Genomic DNA, 15,763 nt, shown 5'->3' with positions numbered 1-15,763 from the left:
GTGAGCACCGAGGCTCGCCACGCCGAGATACCCAAGGCCGAGACACCCCAGGCCAAGGCGCCCCGCTGGTATCTCTACGTGATCGAGACGGCCGCGGGGGCCCTATATACCGGCATTACCACCGACGTCGACCGGCGCCTGGCCGAGCATCGGGCGGGGCGGGGGGCCAAGGCGCTGCGCGGCAAGGGGCCCCTGACGCTGCGCCATCACGAGCCAGTCGGTGACCATGGCACGGCGCTGCGCCGTGAGGCCGAGATCAAGCGCCTAACGGCCGCCCGCAAGCGGGCCTGGCTGCGTCAGCGGACCGAAGGGGCCTCAGTGTAGCTTCAGGCGCGGGCGTATGAATCGGTTCAGTCCATCTACCAGCATGATGATCCCTGTCTTCAGATTGCCGTGAACGGCTCGCTGGTGCAGACGGTAGAGCGAGATATAGAAGAACTTGGCCAGGTGGCCCTCGACGAACAGGCGGCGGGCCGAGGTACCGCGCATCAGCGTGCCGATCGCCTCGAAGTGGGCCAACGAGATCAGCGAGCCGCGGTCGCGATAGACGAATGGCTTGAGTGGCTTGCCGTCGAGCTGGGCGTGCAGGTTGCGGTAGAGGTGCAGGGCCTGCTGGTGAGCGGCCTGGGCGCGTGGCGGCACCGTGCCGCCGTCCTCCTGGGGGCAGCTGGCGCAGTCGCCGAGGGCGAAGATATTGGGATCGTCGACGTTCTGCAGGGTGTCGTGAACGACGAGACGCTGACCCTTGGCCAGGGTCAGGTCCAGCTCGGCGAGGATGTCGGGCGCCTTGATGCCCGCCGCCCAGACAGCGAGATCGGTGGCGATACACTGGCCGTCGGCGGTATGGATGGCGTCGGCATCGATCTGCGTCACCCGCGTTTCGGTGTGCACCTTGACGCCGAGGCCCTGGAGTTCATCACGCACCGCCTGACGGACGCGTGCGGGGAGGGCCGGCAGCACGTCATCGGCGGCCTCGATAAGCGATATCTCGAGCTGATGGCGCTCCAGCTCGGTGACCCCGTAGCTGTGCAGCATCAGCAGGGCATCGTAGAGCTGGGCGGCGAGCTCCACTCCGGTGGCGCCTCCCCCCACGATGCCTACCCTCAGTCGCGGGGATGGGTCCTGCGTGCTGGCGCTGAAGCGCAGAAAGGTATCGAGCATATCGCGCCGGAAGGCCTCGGCCTGCTCGGGGCAGTCGATAAAGTGGCAGTGTTCGGCCACTCCCTCCGTGCCGAAGTCATTGCTGACGCTGCCCAGCGCCAGTATCAGTCGGTCGTAGGCCAGCTCGCGAGCCGGCAGAATCTCCTGGCCGTCATCGTCAAGCACGGCGGCCAGCTGCAGCCGCTGCCGCTGTCGGTCGAGACCGCACAGGGTGCCACGTTGAAATCGATAGCCATTGGCGCGGGCATGGCTGGGGTAGGCGATCTCGTCGAGGCCCGAGTCGAGGGCACCGGTGGCGACCTCGTGCAGCAGCGGCTTCCAGATGTGGGTCGGGCTGCGGTCGACCAGCACGATCTCGGCCCGACCGCGCCGTCCCAGCCGACGGCCTAGGCGAGTTACCAGCTCCAGGCCGCCGGCGCCGCCGCCCACTACCACGATTCTCGGTATGCTCATACGGACACTCCCTGGCACGTGAAAACACCAGCATAGGCCGGTTGGCATTCCCTGCCCATGACCCGTGCGGCACAATATGGCTTTCACTCTCCTGGAGTCAGCGCATGCACCCCATTCTGGAAGGCATCGAACTGGTGGCCTTCGACCTGGACGGTACCCTGATCGACTCGGTGCCCGACATGGCCATCGCCGTGGACGCCGCCCTGACCGAGCTGGGCCTGCCCGCCGTCGGCAGGGCGCGGGTGCGTGACTGGGTGGGCAATGGCTCGCTGGTATTGATGGAGCGGGCGTTGCGATTTACTGCTCAAGTGAACGAGGGTGACCCCGGCGCCCCGCCGGCTGGCCCTTTGCCAGATGGCCTGCTGGAGCGCGCCCACGCCGCCTTCCTCGCGCACTATGCCCGCGCCCCCGGTGCCCACACCCGGCTCTACCCGGGGGTGCGAGAGTGCCTGGACGGGCTGCGCGACCGCGATCTGCCCCTGGCGCTGGTAACCAACAAGCCCGAGGCCTTTATTTCGCCCCTGCTGGATGACCTGGGCCTGGCCGACTACTTCTCGCTGTGCCTGGGGGGCGACAGCCTGGCCGAGAAGAAGCCCCACCCGGCACCGCTGTTGCATGTTGCGGCCCATTTTGCGGTGTCTCCGTCGGCCTGCCTGATGGTGGGAGACTCACGCCACGATATCGCCGCCGGCAAGGCGGCGGGCTTTCGCACCCTGGCGGTCCCCTATGGCTACAACCACGGTGAGCCGGTGCGCGACAGCGACCCGGACAGCGTGGTTGAATCGCTGGCGGAACTCGTTTAACGTGAATTCGGCTATTGCTATAAGAAATAGCCTTTTCAATATGTTATTACTATAAGACGCGGACACCACCCGATGACCACCCGCACGTTGCCGGATACACTCCTTCACATCAGCGCTGCCCGCGCCGCTGCCCGCCTGCCTGCTCCCTGTCGCTGGCGATGGTGACGCTCATATCGTTCTGAGCCGCGGCCACTGACTCGCCCCGGCGCCCTGCGTTTACCACCGTCAACCGTTTTACCGAGGAGCCCGGGCATGATGTCCCCCGAACGCTTTCAGCAGCTGGCCGATGCCGGCTACAACCGTATTCCGGTCACCCGCGAGGTGCTGGCCGACCTCGACACACCGCTCTCTACCTACATGAAACTCGCCAATGCGCCCTGGACCTTCCTGCTGGAGTCCGTGCAGGGCGGCGAGAAGTGGGGGCGCTACTCGATCATCGGGCTGCCCTGCCGCGAGCGCATCGAGGTGCGAGGTCACAGCATCAGCCATATCGTCGACGGCGAGCTGCATGGCGCCGCCGAGGTAAAGGATCCCCTCGAGTGGATCGAGCAGTTCCAGGCGCGCTTCAAGGTGCCCCGGCTGGACGATCAGCCCCGCTTCGATGGTGGCCTGGTGGGATACTTCGGCTACGACACCATCCGTTATATCGAGCCGCGCCTGCGCAGCGAGGCCGCCGCGGCCAAGCCCGACCCGCTGGGGGTGCCGGATATCCTGCTCATGGTGTGCGATGAGCTGGTGGTGTTCGATAACCTCTCCGGTCGCCTGGCCCTCTGGACCTATGCCGACCCGGCGCAGCCCGACGCGTATGCCAGCGCGGTCGAGCGCCTCGAGGCGCTGGAGATTCGCCTGCGCAGCGCCACCCTCAATACCGTCAGCCCCGGTACCGGCAGTGCGGCGGTGGAGGAGGGCGATTTCAGCTCCGGATTTACCGAGACGGGCTTCAAGTCGGCGGTGGAGACCATCAAGGAGTATGTGCTGGCCGGTGATGTCATGCAGTGCGTCCCCTCCCAGCGGATGTCGATTCCCTACCGGGCCGCGCCGCTGGATCTCTATCGGGCGCTGCGCAGTCTCAACCCCTCGCCCTACATGTTCTTCCTCGACCTGGGCGACCACCAGGTGGCCGGCTCCTCGCCGGAGATTCTGACCCGCCTGGAGGAGGGTGAGGTGACGGTGAGGCCCATTGCCGGCACCCGCAAGCGTGGGCGCACCGAAGAGGAGGATCGCGCCCTGGAGGAGGAGCTGCTGGCCGACCCCAAGGAGCGCGCCGAGCACCTGATGCTGATCGATCTGGGGCGCAACGATGTCGGCCGCATCAGCGAGACCGGTTCGGTCAAGGTCACGGAGGAGATGGTGGTGGAGCGCTACTCCCACGTGATGCATATCGTCTCCAACGTCACCGGGCGGCTCAAGCCGGGGCTGACCGCCATGGATGCCCTGCGCGCCACCTTTCCGGCGGGCACCGTCTCCGGTGCCCCCAAGATCCGCGCCCTGGAGATCATCGACGAGCTGGAGCCGGTCAAGCGCGGCATCTACTCGGGGGCGGTCGGCTATCTCTCCTGGCACGGCAATCTGGACACCGCCATCGCCATCCGCACCGCGGTGATCAAGGATGGCCAGCTGCATGTCCAGGCGGGGGCCGGCATCGTCGCCGACTCGGTGCCCGAGATGGAGTGGCAGGAGACCCTCAACAAGGGGCGCGCCCTGTTTCGCGCCGTGGCCATGGCCGAGCGCGGCCTGGACAACCTCGAATAGCCCGGTGGCGGAGAGACCCATGAAAGTCTGCATGATCGACAATTACGACAGTTTCACCTTCAACGTGGTGCAGTATCTCGCCGAGCTGGGCGCCGAGGTCGAGACTCACCGCAACGATGCGATCACCCTGGCCGAGATCGAGGCCTTGGCCCCGACCCACCTGGTGATCTCCCCGGGGCCCTGCACGCCCGATCAGGCGGGCATCTCCATGGAGGCCATCCGCCACTTCGCCGGCAGGCTGCCGATACTCGGCGTCTGCCTGGGGCATCAGGCCATCGGCCAGGTCTATGGTGGCCGGGTGGTGCGTGCTCCGGAGGTGATGCACGGCAAGACCTCGGCCATCCGTCATGCCGGTCAGGGCGTGTTCGCCGGCCTCGATGACCCGCTGGACGTCACCCGCTACCACTCGCTGACCGTGGAGCGTGAGGGACTGCCTGACTGCCTGGAGATCACCGCCTGGACCGCCGACGATGATATTACCCCCGGGTTGATCATGGGCCTGCGCCACCGTGCGCTGGATGTGGAAGGCGTGCAGTTCCACCCCGAGTCGATCCTGACCCGCCAGGGCCATGAGCTGCTGGCCAACTTTCTCAAGCGTCACCCCCAGGTGCCGCTGGGCCGTGCCTGATTCGAGGAGATCCATGATGCAGATGCGAGATGCCCTCGGTGCCCTGATGCGCCGCGAGAACCTCAACTTCGACCAGACCCACCAGGTCATGCGCCAGATCATGACCGGTGAGGTCAGTGACCCCCAGATCGCCGCCTTTTTGATGGGCATGGCCATGAAGGGCGAGACCGCCGAGGAGATCAGTGCCGCCGCCCAGGTGATGCGCGAGCTGATGCGCCCGGTCCACCTCAAGGCGGACCACGTGGTCGATATCGTCGGCACCGGTGGCGACGGCGCCAACCTGTTCAACGTCTCCACCGCCTCCAGTTTCGTGGTGGCCGCCGCCGGTGGCCACGTGGCCAAGCACGGGAACCGCGGTGTCTCCTCCTCCTCGGGCAGTGCCGACCTGTTCGCCGTGGCGGGGATCCATCTGGACCTCGATGCCGAGCAGGTGGCGCGCTGCATCGAGCAGGTGGGCGTGGGCTTCATGTTCGCCCCCAACCACCACCCGGCGATGCGCCATGCGGTGGTGCCGCGCCGCGAGATGGGGGTGCGTACGTTGTTCAATATCCTGGGGCCGTTGACCAACCCCGCCGGCGCTCCCAATCAGGTGCTGGGGGTCTATGCCCCGGAGCTGGTGCCGCTGATGGCCGAGGTGCTGCGCCGCCTGGGGAGTCACCATGTGCTGGTGGTGCATGCCGAGGATGGCCTGGACGAGATCTCCCTGGCCCGACCGACCCGGGTGGCGGAGCTCAGGGAGGGCGAGATTCACGAATACGTGATCACCCCCGAAGAGCTCGGTATCCAGCGGCAGTCCCTCGACTCGCTGCGGGTCGCGACCGCCGAGGACAGCCTGCGCCTGGTGGAGCAGGCCTTGAGAGGCGAGGGGCCGGCGGCCGATATCGTGTCGCTGAATGCCGGGGCGGCCCTCTATGCCGCCGATGTGGCCGACAGCCTGAAGGAGGGGGTGGCCCTGGCCCAGGATGCCCAGGCCTCGAAGCTGCCCCTCGAGAAGCTCAAGGAGCTGGCCAACTTCACCCGCGTCTTCCTGCAGTAAGCGTACCCCCACCCAGGAGTCAAAACATGAGTGTATCCCCGGGGGCGACCCCTACCATCCTGACCCGAATTCTCCAGCGCAAGGACGAAGAGGTCCGTGAGCGTGCCCGCGCCGTGTCGGAGGCGGAGCTGCTGCGTCTGGCCGCCGAGCAGGATTCTCCGCGGGGCTTCGTGGCGGCGCTGGAGCGGCGCATCGCCGAGGGTGACCCGGCGATCATCGCCGAGATCAAGAAGGCCTCGCCCTCCAAGGGGGTGATCCGCGACGACTTCCATCCCGGCGAGATTGCCGCCAGCTACGCCGCGGGGGGTGCCGCCTGCCTCTCGGTGCTCACCGACGCCGACTTCTTCCAGGGCCATGAGGACTGCCTGATCGAGGCCCGCGACGCCTGCTCGCTGCCGGTGATTCGCAAGGACTTCATCACCCACGGCTATCAGGTGAGCGAGGCGCGTGCCATCGGGGCCGACTGCATTCTGCTGATCGTTGCCGCCCTGGAGGACAGGCAGATGGCTGACCTTCACCGGCAGGCGGTGGAGCTGGGCATGGATGTGCTGGTGGAGGTCCACGACGCCCTGGAGCTGGAGCGAGCCCTCAAGCTGGATCTCAGCCTGGTGGGCATCAACAACCGCGACCTGCACACCTTCGACACCACCCTCGATACCACCCTCGAGCTGCTGCCGCGCATCCCCGAAGGCGTCACCGTGGTCACCGAGTCCGGCATTCACACCCCCGGCGACGTGCTGCGCATGCGCGAGCATGATGTCAATGCCTTCCTCGTCGGCGAGGCCTTCATGCGCCAGCCCGACCCGGGTGAGGCCCTGCGCGGACTGTTCTTCTGAACGTGACTCGCAACTCTCTGCGGGACGAGGCTGCTCAAGAGTAGTGGACCGGCTCCTACAACAGGAGGCCGGCTCCACCGGAGGACCCCCTCGCTGGGGACCCGGCTGGGCTCTCAGCGGTGCGTTATCGCCCTGAGGACAGGGGCTGGTGCATCGGGTGGTGAACAGCTCGCCTAGAAGGACAGCTCCAGGCCGGCGGAGATGGTGCGCCCCGCGGCGGGTTCATAGTAGCGCCCCCCGAAGGCATTGATGCGCACATTCTCGTAGTACGCCTCGTCGAGCAGGTTGCGGATGCCCAGGCTGGCGCTCAGGTAGGTAGCTCCATCGCCGAGTCGCCAGCCGTCGCCGGCCTTGAGATTGAACAGCCAATGGTCGTCGATCGTTACCTCGTTGGCGTTGTCGGCGTAGTAGTCGCCGGTGTACTGGGCCTCGAGGCTGGCGAAACGGTCCCCGTTGCCGTACCAGGTCAGGGCGTTTTGCCACACCTGCCTCGGCTGCCCCGGGAGGCGGTTGTCGCTGAAGTCGTTGCTGCCGTCGTCGAACCTGTCGAAGCGGTAGTCGGCCAGGGTTAGGGCGCTGGCAAGTCGCCAGGCCAGTGAGAAGCTCCAGTCCACGCCCAGCTCGATGCCGTCGCGGGAGGTCTTGCCGGCATTCTTGTAGTAGGTCCTGCCTTCGGTGGCCTCGTAACCGATCAACTCGTCGTCGACGTCGACCGAGAAGGCGACCATCTCGTAGCGCAGTCCGTTGCCGAAGATGCCTCGCAGGCCAACCTCACGGTTCAGCGCCTTCTGAGGCTGGATCTCAGGGTTGAAGCCACCGCGCCCATCGTCACGCGCGAACTCCGTGAAGGTCGGCGTCTCGAAGGCGTTGCCGACCGTGGCATAGACCTGATGATCGGGGTGGTAGCGATAGCTCAGTCCCAGGCTGCCGGTCCACTCGCGGAAGGTGCGCTCGCCACTGTCGTCGCGACCGTCATCGACAAAACGATCGTCGATCGTCATGCGGATCTGGTCGTGGCGGACGCCGGCACTCAGGTCGAGTGTTTCGGTCACCCCCAGCTCCGTCTGCAGGAAGACACCCGCGGAGGTTGCGTCCTGCTGCTCATCGGCGGTGATACCGGTGACATCGCCCAGCGCATCCACCGAGCGGCGCCCACGGTCGTCCTCCTGACGTGCCAGGTCGATCCCGGTGACATGGCGCAGCGACATGTCACCCAGGGTGGCCGCTCCGGTGTAACCGGCGCCGCCGCCATAGTAGTGCCGTTGATAGTCGATCAGGCTGCTGCCAGGGAAGGGGAGTTGCTGCTCGAAGTCCCGCCGGCTGATGAAGCCGCGGACATTGATTTCTCCCCCCATGGCGTCGAGGTCCTCATAGTGCAGCCCAACCAGCTGCTGTTCCACGCTCTGTCCCGAATCGAGTTCGATGGCAATATCGCGGGCCTGGCGTGGATCCTCGGCGACCTCCCCCAGCGTCAGGGCGCTGGGGTCCTGGGCGGTGGGCATGTCGAGGAGATTGACCAGCGCCGAGAGGCTCCGGTCGGCATCCAGGCGGTAGCCTACCCTGGCATTGAGCACGCGTTTCTCCACCTTGCTTTGTTCCCGATAGCCATCGAAATCCAGCGCCGAGACGCTGACGCTATGGACCCAGTTTTCGGATTCGCCGCCGTTGCGCAGCGAAAGCTTGCGGAAGTCATCGCTGCCGCCCTGCAGGCGCAACACCGGCGAGCGGCACAGTTCGCTGCCGTCACCGGTGGTGATGTCGATCACCCCACCGGCGGCGTTGCCATAGAGCACCGAGGAGGGGCCCCGAATCACCTCGATGCGCTCTGCGCTGTCGAGGTCCACCGCATCGATCTGAGCCTGGCCATCGGGCAGGGTGTAGGGAATGCCATCGACGCGGATGTGCAGGCCGCGGATCCCGAAGGTCCCGCGTGCACCGAAACCACGACTGGAGATGCGTTGCCCCTGGGCGAAGTTATCGCGGTTCTGCAAGAAGACCCCGGGCACCCTGTCCAGGGCCTCGTCCAGTCGCACCCCTTGCTGTCCCCGCTGGATCTCCTCTCGGGTCAGGGTCGTGACGGCAGAGGGGGTGTCATAGAGGCTACGTGTCAGTCGTGGTGCGTGAATGGTGATGGTGGGGAGCTGCCGATTCGCCTGATCATTATTGTCCCGTTCGCTGTTCTCTTGAGCAGAGGCCGAAACGGCAGCGACCCCTCCAAGCAACATCAGCAGTGGAATCTCCTTTTTCATGGCGCCTTTCCTCTTCCTTGCGGATTGTTATGGTCTTGGCGCGCGTCTTCCGCAGACGGGATGCCTGATCACAGTGTAGTGATCCCGGCTATTCTCGCCGGCGAGAAAGAGCATCCGGCTTTACACGCTGCTTCCGGAAAGAAGCGACTCGCGTCCTGGGGTCTCGCTGTGTGGTAACGAAGCTGTTTCGGCGAAGCCTGACAACTTCAGTTCAGAAGGCCGGCGACTCCGGGTCGATCAGACAGATGACCGTCTCACCGGCCTCCGGGGCGAGGTCGGCGTGGTCGCTGGCCACGCGGACATGCCCCCTGGCATCGATGCAGAACAGCGCCTGCAGATGGTCGTCATGGTCGCGGCGGTAGGCGGCGAAGTCGTGCTCTTCATGCAGGTGGGCCACGCGTACCTCGGCGCCGCGGGCGACGCGGCTGGCCAGCTCGGCCCAGTTGACCCTCTCGCCAAACAGACGTGGCAGGATATCCAGGTCCTGAGGGAGCTGGCGCTCGGCCTGGCTTTCGCGACGTGTCTCCAGACGAAATACCCTGCCCGGGACAAACCGCTCGGCATAGTGCAACGCCGCCAGATCATTCGCTTCGCGGTAGGGAGATAGCGGCAGGAAGTGGCCCAGGCCGGTCAGCTCCAGGTGGGTCTCGGCATGCTTGGAGTGAGGCTTGCCGTAGTAGACCGGCAACCCCGCCATGCGCGCCGCCTCCAGCGCCTCCCAGTCGGTATCGGCCAGGCGTACCGGCAGACCGGCACGCATGAGAGCGGCGCCGATGGCGCGGGCCACCGGGTTGGCTCCCAGGATCAAAAAACCGCTGGGCGGTGGCGTCATCACCCCCAGGGCCCTGGCGATAGGGCGTGAGAGCAGGCTCTGGATCACCACGGTCGTGATAATCACCAGGAAGGTGACCGGCACCAGCATCTCGGCACCCTCCACGCCCTGCTCCTCCAGCTTCAGGGCGAACAGCGAGGCGACGGCCGCGGCGACGATGCCGCGGGGGGAGATCCAGGCCAGGAGTGCCTTCTCCTTGAGCTCGAGATTGCTGCCCAGGGTGCAGAACCACACCGCCAGAGGGCGGGCTACCAGTATAAGGATGGCGAGATACCCCCAGGCGGGCCAGCCGAGCAGGGCGAGCTGATCCAGGCGCAGGCGGGCGGCCAACAGGATAAAGAGCCCCGAGATCAGCAGGACGGTGAGCGTCTCCTTGAACTCGATGATCGGCTCGGTAGGAACTCGCTTCATATTGGCCAGCCAGGCGCCCATCACGGTCACGGTAAGCAGCCCCGACTCATGGAGCAGCTGGTCGGAGAGGGTGAACAGCGTCAGCATGACCATCAGGGTGCCGAAGCTGTGCAGCTGGCGTGGCAGCCAGTGATGCCGCAGCACCCGGCCCCACAGGTAGCCGCCTGCACTGCCCAGGCCGAAGCCGATCGCGAGCGTCATCCCGAACAGCGCCAGGGTATGGGTAAAGGGGTCGCCCGCGGAGCCGATTGCCACGTACTCATAAACCAGCACGGCACCGATGGCGCCAACCGGGTCGATCAGTATGCCCTCCCAGCGCAGGATCTGGCTCAGCGACTCCCTGGCGCGTAGCGTCTTGAGGAGGGGCAGCACCACCGTGGGACCGGTGACCACCAGCAGGGCGCCGAGCACGCTGGCCATGCCCCAGGGCAACCCCAGCAGCCAGTGAGCGGCCAGGGCACTAACCAGGGCGGTGATCAGCGCTCCCCAGGTGACCAGTCGCCGCACCGTATGGCCATGACCGCGAAGCTCCCCCAGATTGAGGGTAAGGCTGCCCTCGAAGAGGATCACCGCCACGGCCAGCGAGACCAGCGGGAAGAGTAGGTTGCCCAGCAGGGCATCGGGGTCGAGCAGACCGCTTATCGGTCCGATCAGGATGCCGGTGACCAGCAGCGGCAGGATGGCGGGGACCCGGAGGCGCCACGCCAGCCACTGGCAGGTCAGCGACAGCAGGCCGATGCCCGTGATCAATACCGCGGGGCTTTCCATGGCGAGGCTCCTGGCTGGGTTCCACTCTGCAGATTAGTGACTAACGATGGCTAGCGCTATCTGCGTGGCAGCCCTGGCGCTTGAGCTCGGCCAGCAGTGCCTGTAGCGGGTGGGGCAGGGCGGTCTCGGAGAGCCGCTTTACCTGGCTGCGACAGGAGTAGCCGGTGGCCAGCAGTCGCCCGGTATTGGCGTCATCCTCCACCACCGGCTGCCATGACTGGGCGTAGATGGCTCTGGAGGTCTCCAGGTTGCGAGCCTCGTGGCCATAGGTGCCGGACATGCCGCAGCAGCCGCTGGCGAGAAGCTCCAGCTCCAGGCCGAAGGCGGCAAAGACCTGTTGCCAGGCTTTCGGGCTTCCCGGGGCGTTGGTCTTCTCGGTGCAGTGGCTAAGAAGTCGGTATCCGGGGGCATCCGATTCGCTCTCGGGACGATCGAGTCGTCGGGCCAGAGTGGTGGCCTGGGTCACCAGCCACTCCTGGAGCATCAGCACCTCGGGCACCGCCTTCGGACCCAGGGCCTTCACGTACTCCTGGCGATAGGTGAGGGTCATGGCCGGGTCGATGCCCACCAGGGCTACCCCGGCCTCGGCCAGCATCCTGAGCCGCTCGGCCTGCCTGGCGGCGGTGCGCTCGAAGGCGCCCAGAAAGCCCTGGACATTGAGCGGCTTGCCATTGGGGGAGAAGGGGGCCACGAAGACACGGAACTCCAGCCGGCTCAACAGCTCGACGATATCCATGACCAGCCTGGCCTCGAAATAGCTGGTGAAGGCGTCCTGGACGATCACCACGCTGCGTGCCTTCTGGGCCTCGGTCAGCAGGCCGAGCGAGGTGGGGGTCGCCTCGGCGACGCCCCAGGCCGTCAGCTGCCTGGCAAGGCTGGCGCGGGAGAGCCGGGGGCTGTCCACCATGCCGATGGGGCCGGCCAGCAGGCGGTCAACCAGGCGATTGCCCAGGGCGGCATTGTAAAGCGGAGCGAGGCGGGCCAGGGTCGGAACCATGAACTCCAGGCCGCCGATCAGGTAGTCACGCGGCGGACGCAGGTAGCGACCGTGATAGGCCTCCAGGAACTGGGCGCGGGAGTCGGGCACATTGACCTTGATTGGACACTGGCCGGCGCAGGACTTGCAGGCCAGGCAGCCCGCCATGGCGTCATACACCTCATGGGAGAAGTCCGCCTCGCCGCGCCGCCTGGCCAGGGTGTTTCTGAGCCGCCGGGGGAAGCCCTTGATAAAGCTCCAGGTGCCCTCGGCCCTCCTTCGACGCGTCTCCTCGACGAGATCGACGCCGGCCTCGCCCTGCAGGCGAAGCCACTCGCGGATCAGGCTGGCACGCCCCTTGGGGGAGTGGATGCGGTCGCGAGTGGCCTTCCACGACGGGCACATGGCGTCGTCGGGGTCGTAGTTGTAGCAGGCGCCATTGCCATTGCAGTAGACGGTGGCGGCATGGGCCTGCCATGCCTGCTCGTCGATGGTGCGGTCGAGCTGACCGCGGGTGGTCACACCGTCGATGGTCAGCAGGCCAGGGTCGACCCACTTGACGGTCTGCTCGTCTTCGCCCCCTTCCGGGCTGGACTGATTGGCCTGGGCGTCATTTTCGGCCAGGGGAGCTCTATCCGCGTTTTCGGGCCGAATAGAAACCGGAGTGGCGATCTTGCCGGGGTTCAGCTGATTATGGGGGTCGAAGGCGGCCTTGATCCGCTGCAGGCTGGGATAGAGCTCGCCAAAGAAGGTCGGTGCATACTCCGAGCGAACGCCCTTGCCGTGCTCGCCCCACAGCAGGCCGCCGTACTTCTTCGTCAGCTCTGCCACCTCGTCGGAGACCACGCGGATCAGCTTCTCCTGCTCGGGGTCCTTCATGTCGATGGCGGGGCGCACATGGAGCACACCGGCGTCGACATGGCCGAACATGCCGTACTCGAGGCCCCGGGCATCCAGGGCGGCACGAAATTCGGCGATAAAGTCGGCGAGGTGCTCCGGCGGCACCGCGGTGTCCTCGACGAAGGGGATGGGGCGCTTCTCGCCCTTGGCATCGACCCTGGCATTGCCCAGCAGGCCCACGGCCCGCTTGCGCATGGCGTAGACCTTCTGAATCTCTGCTCGCCCCCGGGCGAGGGTGAAGCCCAGGCGCTCGACGCCCCCGTCCGCCTCCAGGTGGCGGCAGAAGGCGTCGACGCGCTGGCTCAGGCGTTCGGGGTCATCGTCGTTGAACTCCACCAGGTTGATGCCGCGCACCGGGGTGTCTCCCGCTCCCGCTCCCGGGTCGCCGGCCGCCGGGTCGCCGGCCGCCGGGTCGCCGGCCGCCGGAGCGCCGGTCGGAAAGAACTCCGCAACGCTATCCCAGACGAAATCCTCCATGGCCAGCATCAAGACGCGGTCATCCACCGTTTCGATGGAGGTGGGACGCGCCTGCGGCTGGGGTTGTGAAGCGCCTCCGCTGCTCTTGAGGGTCTGAGCATCGCGCAGGGCGTCCATGAAGGTGGCGTAGCGCACATTGACCAGGGTCGAGTGTCCGGGAATCGGCAGCACATTGAGCACCGCCTCGTCGAGGAGGCCCAGCGAGCCCTCGGAGCCGCAGAGCAGGCTGTTCATGTCGAGGCGCCCCCGGGCGTCTCTCAGGTGCGCCAGGTCATAGCCGGTCAGGCAGCGGTTGAGAGGCGGAAACTTCTCGGCGATCAGCTCGCCCTGGGTGTCGATGATCTCACGGGCGGTGCGGTAGACGCGGGCGCTGACGGTATCGCCGCCACATAGCAACTCGAGGTCGTGCTCCTCGACCGGATGGCTCACCAGCCGCTCGCCCCCCAGCAGCAGCACCTCGAGCTCGAGCACGTGGTCGCGGGTCTTGCCGTACTCGCAGCTGCCCTGGCCGCTGGCGTCGGTGGCGATCATGCCGCCGATGGTGGCGCGGTTGGAGGTGGAGAGCTCCGGGGCGAAGAAGAGCCCGTAAGGCTTGAGTGCCGCATTGAGCTGGTCCTTGACCACCCCGGCCTGGACCCGCACCCGACGGTTCTCGACGTCGATATCGAGGATTCGGTTCATGTGCCGAGAGACATCCACCACCAGGCCGTCGGTCAACGACTGACCGTTGGTGCCGGTGCCGCCGCCGCGCGGGGTGAGGACCACCTGCCGATGCTCCACCTGACCCGCCAGGTGGGCGATGCGCTGCAGGTCCTCGCCGTGGCGGGGATAGAGCACCGCCTGGGGCAGACGCTGGTAGATGGAGTTATCGGTGGCGAGCACCGTGCGATCGGCATAGTCGGGGGCGACCTCGCCCTCGAAACCGGCCACCTTCAGGGCCTCGAGGAAACGGAGATAGGGCGTGGCGACTCCAGGGGAGGTGGCGGCGTTGGTGGTATCCAGTCGTGCGATCATGGGTATCTTCAAGGGCAGGCGAGGGTGTCTCTACTCTACCGCGCGGGGCTCCGAGGCGCACCCCGGCTGCCCGGTTCGCGTGGCGCCCCTACCGCCTTTTGCCTACAATGGGCGGCCTGCTACTGCCGCCGCTTCCTGCGGCCGACACCCCAATCACCGACTGCTACGGACCGGATGCCATGCTCGATCCCAAACTGCTGCGCAGCGACCTCGAGACGGTCGCCCAACGACTCGCCAAGCGGGGCTTTGCCCTGGATATCGACCGCCTTGGGGCGCTGGAGTCCCGTCGCCGGGAGCTGCAGGCCGAGACCGAGTCGCTGCAGAACGAGCGCAACACTCGCTCCAAGGCCATCGGCAAGGCCAAGGCATCGGGGGAGGATATTCAGCCGCTGCTCGACGAGGTCAGTGACCTGGGCGAGCGCCTGGATAGCGCCAAGGCACGCCTGGCAGAGGTCCAGGCCGAGTGGGATGATGCGGTGAGCGGCATTCCCAACCTGCCCCATGAGAGCGTCCCGGAAGGCGGCGACGAGAGCGACAATGTCGAGCTGCATCGTTGGGGCCAGCCTCGGGAGTTCGATTTCGAGGTACGCGACCATGTCGACCTGGGCGAGCTGAAGGGGGATCTCGACTTTGACCTGGCGGCCAAGCTCACCGGGGCGCGGTTTGCGGTGATGCGTGGGCCTATCGCTCGGCTGCACCGAGCGCTGACGCAGTTCATGCTCGACAAGCAGACCCAGGAGCATGGTTACGAGGAGTGCTATGTACCCTATATGGTCAACGAGGCCTCGTTGCGGGGGACCGGTCAGCTGCCCAAGTTCGGCGAGGATCTGTTCCGGCTGGACGACGAGCGCGGCTACCACCTGATCCCCACCGCCGAGGTGCCGCTGACCAACTTCGCCCGGGACGAGATCCTGGATGCCAAGAGGCTACCGCTGAAACTGGCCGCCCACTCGCCCTGCTTTCGCAGCGAGGCGGGCTCTCACGGGCGCGATACGCGCGGGATGATTCGCCAGCACCAGTTCGACAAGGTGGAGATGGTGCAGCTGGTGATGCCCGAGCAGAGCTATGCGGTGCTGGAGGAGATGCGGGGCCATGCCGAGGCGATCCTGCAGGCCCTCGAGCTGCCCTACCGAGTGGTGACGCTGTGCACCGGCGACATGGGCTTTGGCGCCGCCAAGACCTATGACCTCGAGGTGTGGATTCCCAGCCAGGAGACCTACCGGGAGATCTCCTCGGTCTCCAACTGCGAGGACTTCCAGGCACGACGCATGCAGGCGCGCTTCCGTCACCCCGAGCAGAAGAAACCGCAGCTGCTGCATACCCTCAACGGCTCCGGTCTGGCGGTGGGCCGCTGCCTGGTGGCAGTGCTGGAGAACTACCAGCAGGCCGACGGTTCGGTGACCGTGCCCGAGGTACTGCGACCCTACATGGGCGGCCAGGAGAGCATCAATCGCTAAGATGCTCGGC

General features: G+C 66.4%; 11 protein-coding genes. 7 read left to right on the top strand and 4 right to left on the bottom strand.

All coding sequences use genetic code 11. The features are described 5' to 3' along the window. Positions 1-324: a GIY-YIG nuclease family protein gene (locus tag E0702_RS09450; RefSeq protein WP_368816856.1), complete on the top strand. Its 324-nt coding sequence runs from the start codon at positions 1-3 to the stop codon at positions 322-324. Here the strand turns inward: E0702_RS09450 and E0702_RS09445 are convergent. After that, complete coding sequence (locus tag E0702_RS09445; RefSeq protein WP_132043178.1) at positions 316-1,614, bottom strand: NAD(P)/FAD-dependent oxidoreductase; 1,299 nt, start codon at positions 1,612-1,614, stop codon at positions 316-318. The genes E0702_RS09450 and E0702_RS09445 overlap by 9 nt on opposite strands. 104 nt (positions 1,615-1,718) lie before the next feature. Between E0702_RS09445 and E0702_RS09440 the strand changes: the two genes are divergently transcribed. From E0702_RS09440 to trpC, 5 genes are all read left to right on the top strand, one after another. Then, the gene (locus tag E0702_RS09440; protein WP_132043176.1) at positions 1,719-2,417 is read left to right on the top strand and encodes a phosphoglycolate phosphatase; all 699 of its coding nucleotides are present in this window, start codon (positions 1,719-1,721) and stop codon (positions 2,415-2,417) included. Positions 2,418-2,672: 255 nt separating this feature from the next. Further along, positions 2,673-4,169, top strand: a complete 1,497-nt coding sequence (gene trpE / locus E0702_RS09435; protein WP_132043332.1) for an anthranilate synthase component I — start codon at positions 2,673-2,675, stop codon at positions 4,167-4,169. Between the two features lie 19 nt (positions 4,170-4,188). Further along, positions 4,189-4,797 (top strand): anthranilate synthase component II, encoded by a 609-nt coding sequence (locus tag E0702_RS09430; protein ID WP_132043174.1) that lies wholly within the window; start codon positions 4,189-4,191, stop codon positions 4,795-4,797. 16 nt (positions 4,798-4,813) lie between these two features. After that, positions 4,814-5,833: an anthranilate phosphoribosyltransferase gene (gene trpD / locus E0702_RS09425; RefSeq protein WP_132043330.1), complete on the top strand. Its 1,020-nt coding sequence runs from the start codon at positions 4,814-4,816 to the stop codon at positions 5,831-5,833. A 26-nt stretch (positions 5,834-5,859) separates the two neighbouring features. Further along, entirely contained in the window at positions 5,860-6,669 is an 810-nt protein-coding gene (trpC, locus tag E0702_RS09420) for an indole-3-glycerol phosphate synthase TrpC (RefSeq protein WP_132043172.1), read from the top strand. A 173-nt stretch (positions 6,670-6,842) separates the two neighbouring features. Here trpC and E0702_RS09415 read toward each other — a convergent pair whose 3' ends face one another. From E0702_RS09415 to E0702_RS09405, 3 genes are all read right to left on the bottom strand, one after another. Then, entirely contained in the window at positions 6,843-8,918 is a 2,076-nt protein-coding gene (locus E0702_RS09415) for a TonB-dependent receptor family protein (protein WP_132043170.1), read from the bottom strand. 211 nt (positions 8,919-9,129) lie between these two features. Next, entirely contained in the window at positions 9,130-10,929 is a 1,800-nt protein-coding gene (locus E0702_RS09410) for a cation:proton antiporter (protein WP_132043168.1), read from the bottom strand. A gap of 40 nt (positions 10,930-10,969) precedes the next feature. Beyond that, a complete protein-coding gene (locus E0702_RS09405; protein WP_132043166.1) occupies positions 10,970-14,296 on the bottom strand; it encodes an FAD-binding and (Fe-S)-binding domain-containing protein in 3,327 nt (1,108 codons plus the stop codon). A gap of 179 nt (positions 14,297-14,475) precedes the next feature. On the opposite strand from E0702_RS09405, the gene serS reads away from it, so the two are divergent. Beyond that, positions 14,476-15,753: a serine--tRNA ligase gene (gene serS / locus E0702_RS09400; protein ID WP_132043164.1), complete on the top strand. Its 1,278-nt coding sequence runs from the start codon at positions 14,476-14,478 to the stop codon at positions 15,751-15,753. The last annotated feature ends 10 nt before the right edge of the window (positions 15,754-15,763 follow it).

This window comes from Halomonas marinisediminis, from assembly GCF_004347715.1.
Lineage (GTDB): Bacteria > Pseudomonadota > Gammaproteobacteria > Pseudomonadales > Halomonadaceae > Halomonas > Halomonas icarae.
Note: the sequence above shows the minus strand (reverse complement) of the source record. Positions and strands in the feature narration are given on the sequence as shown.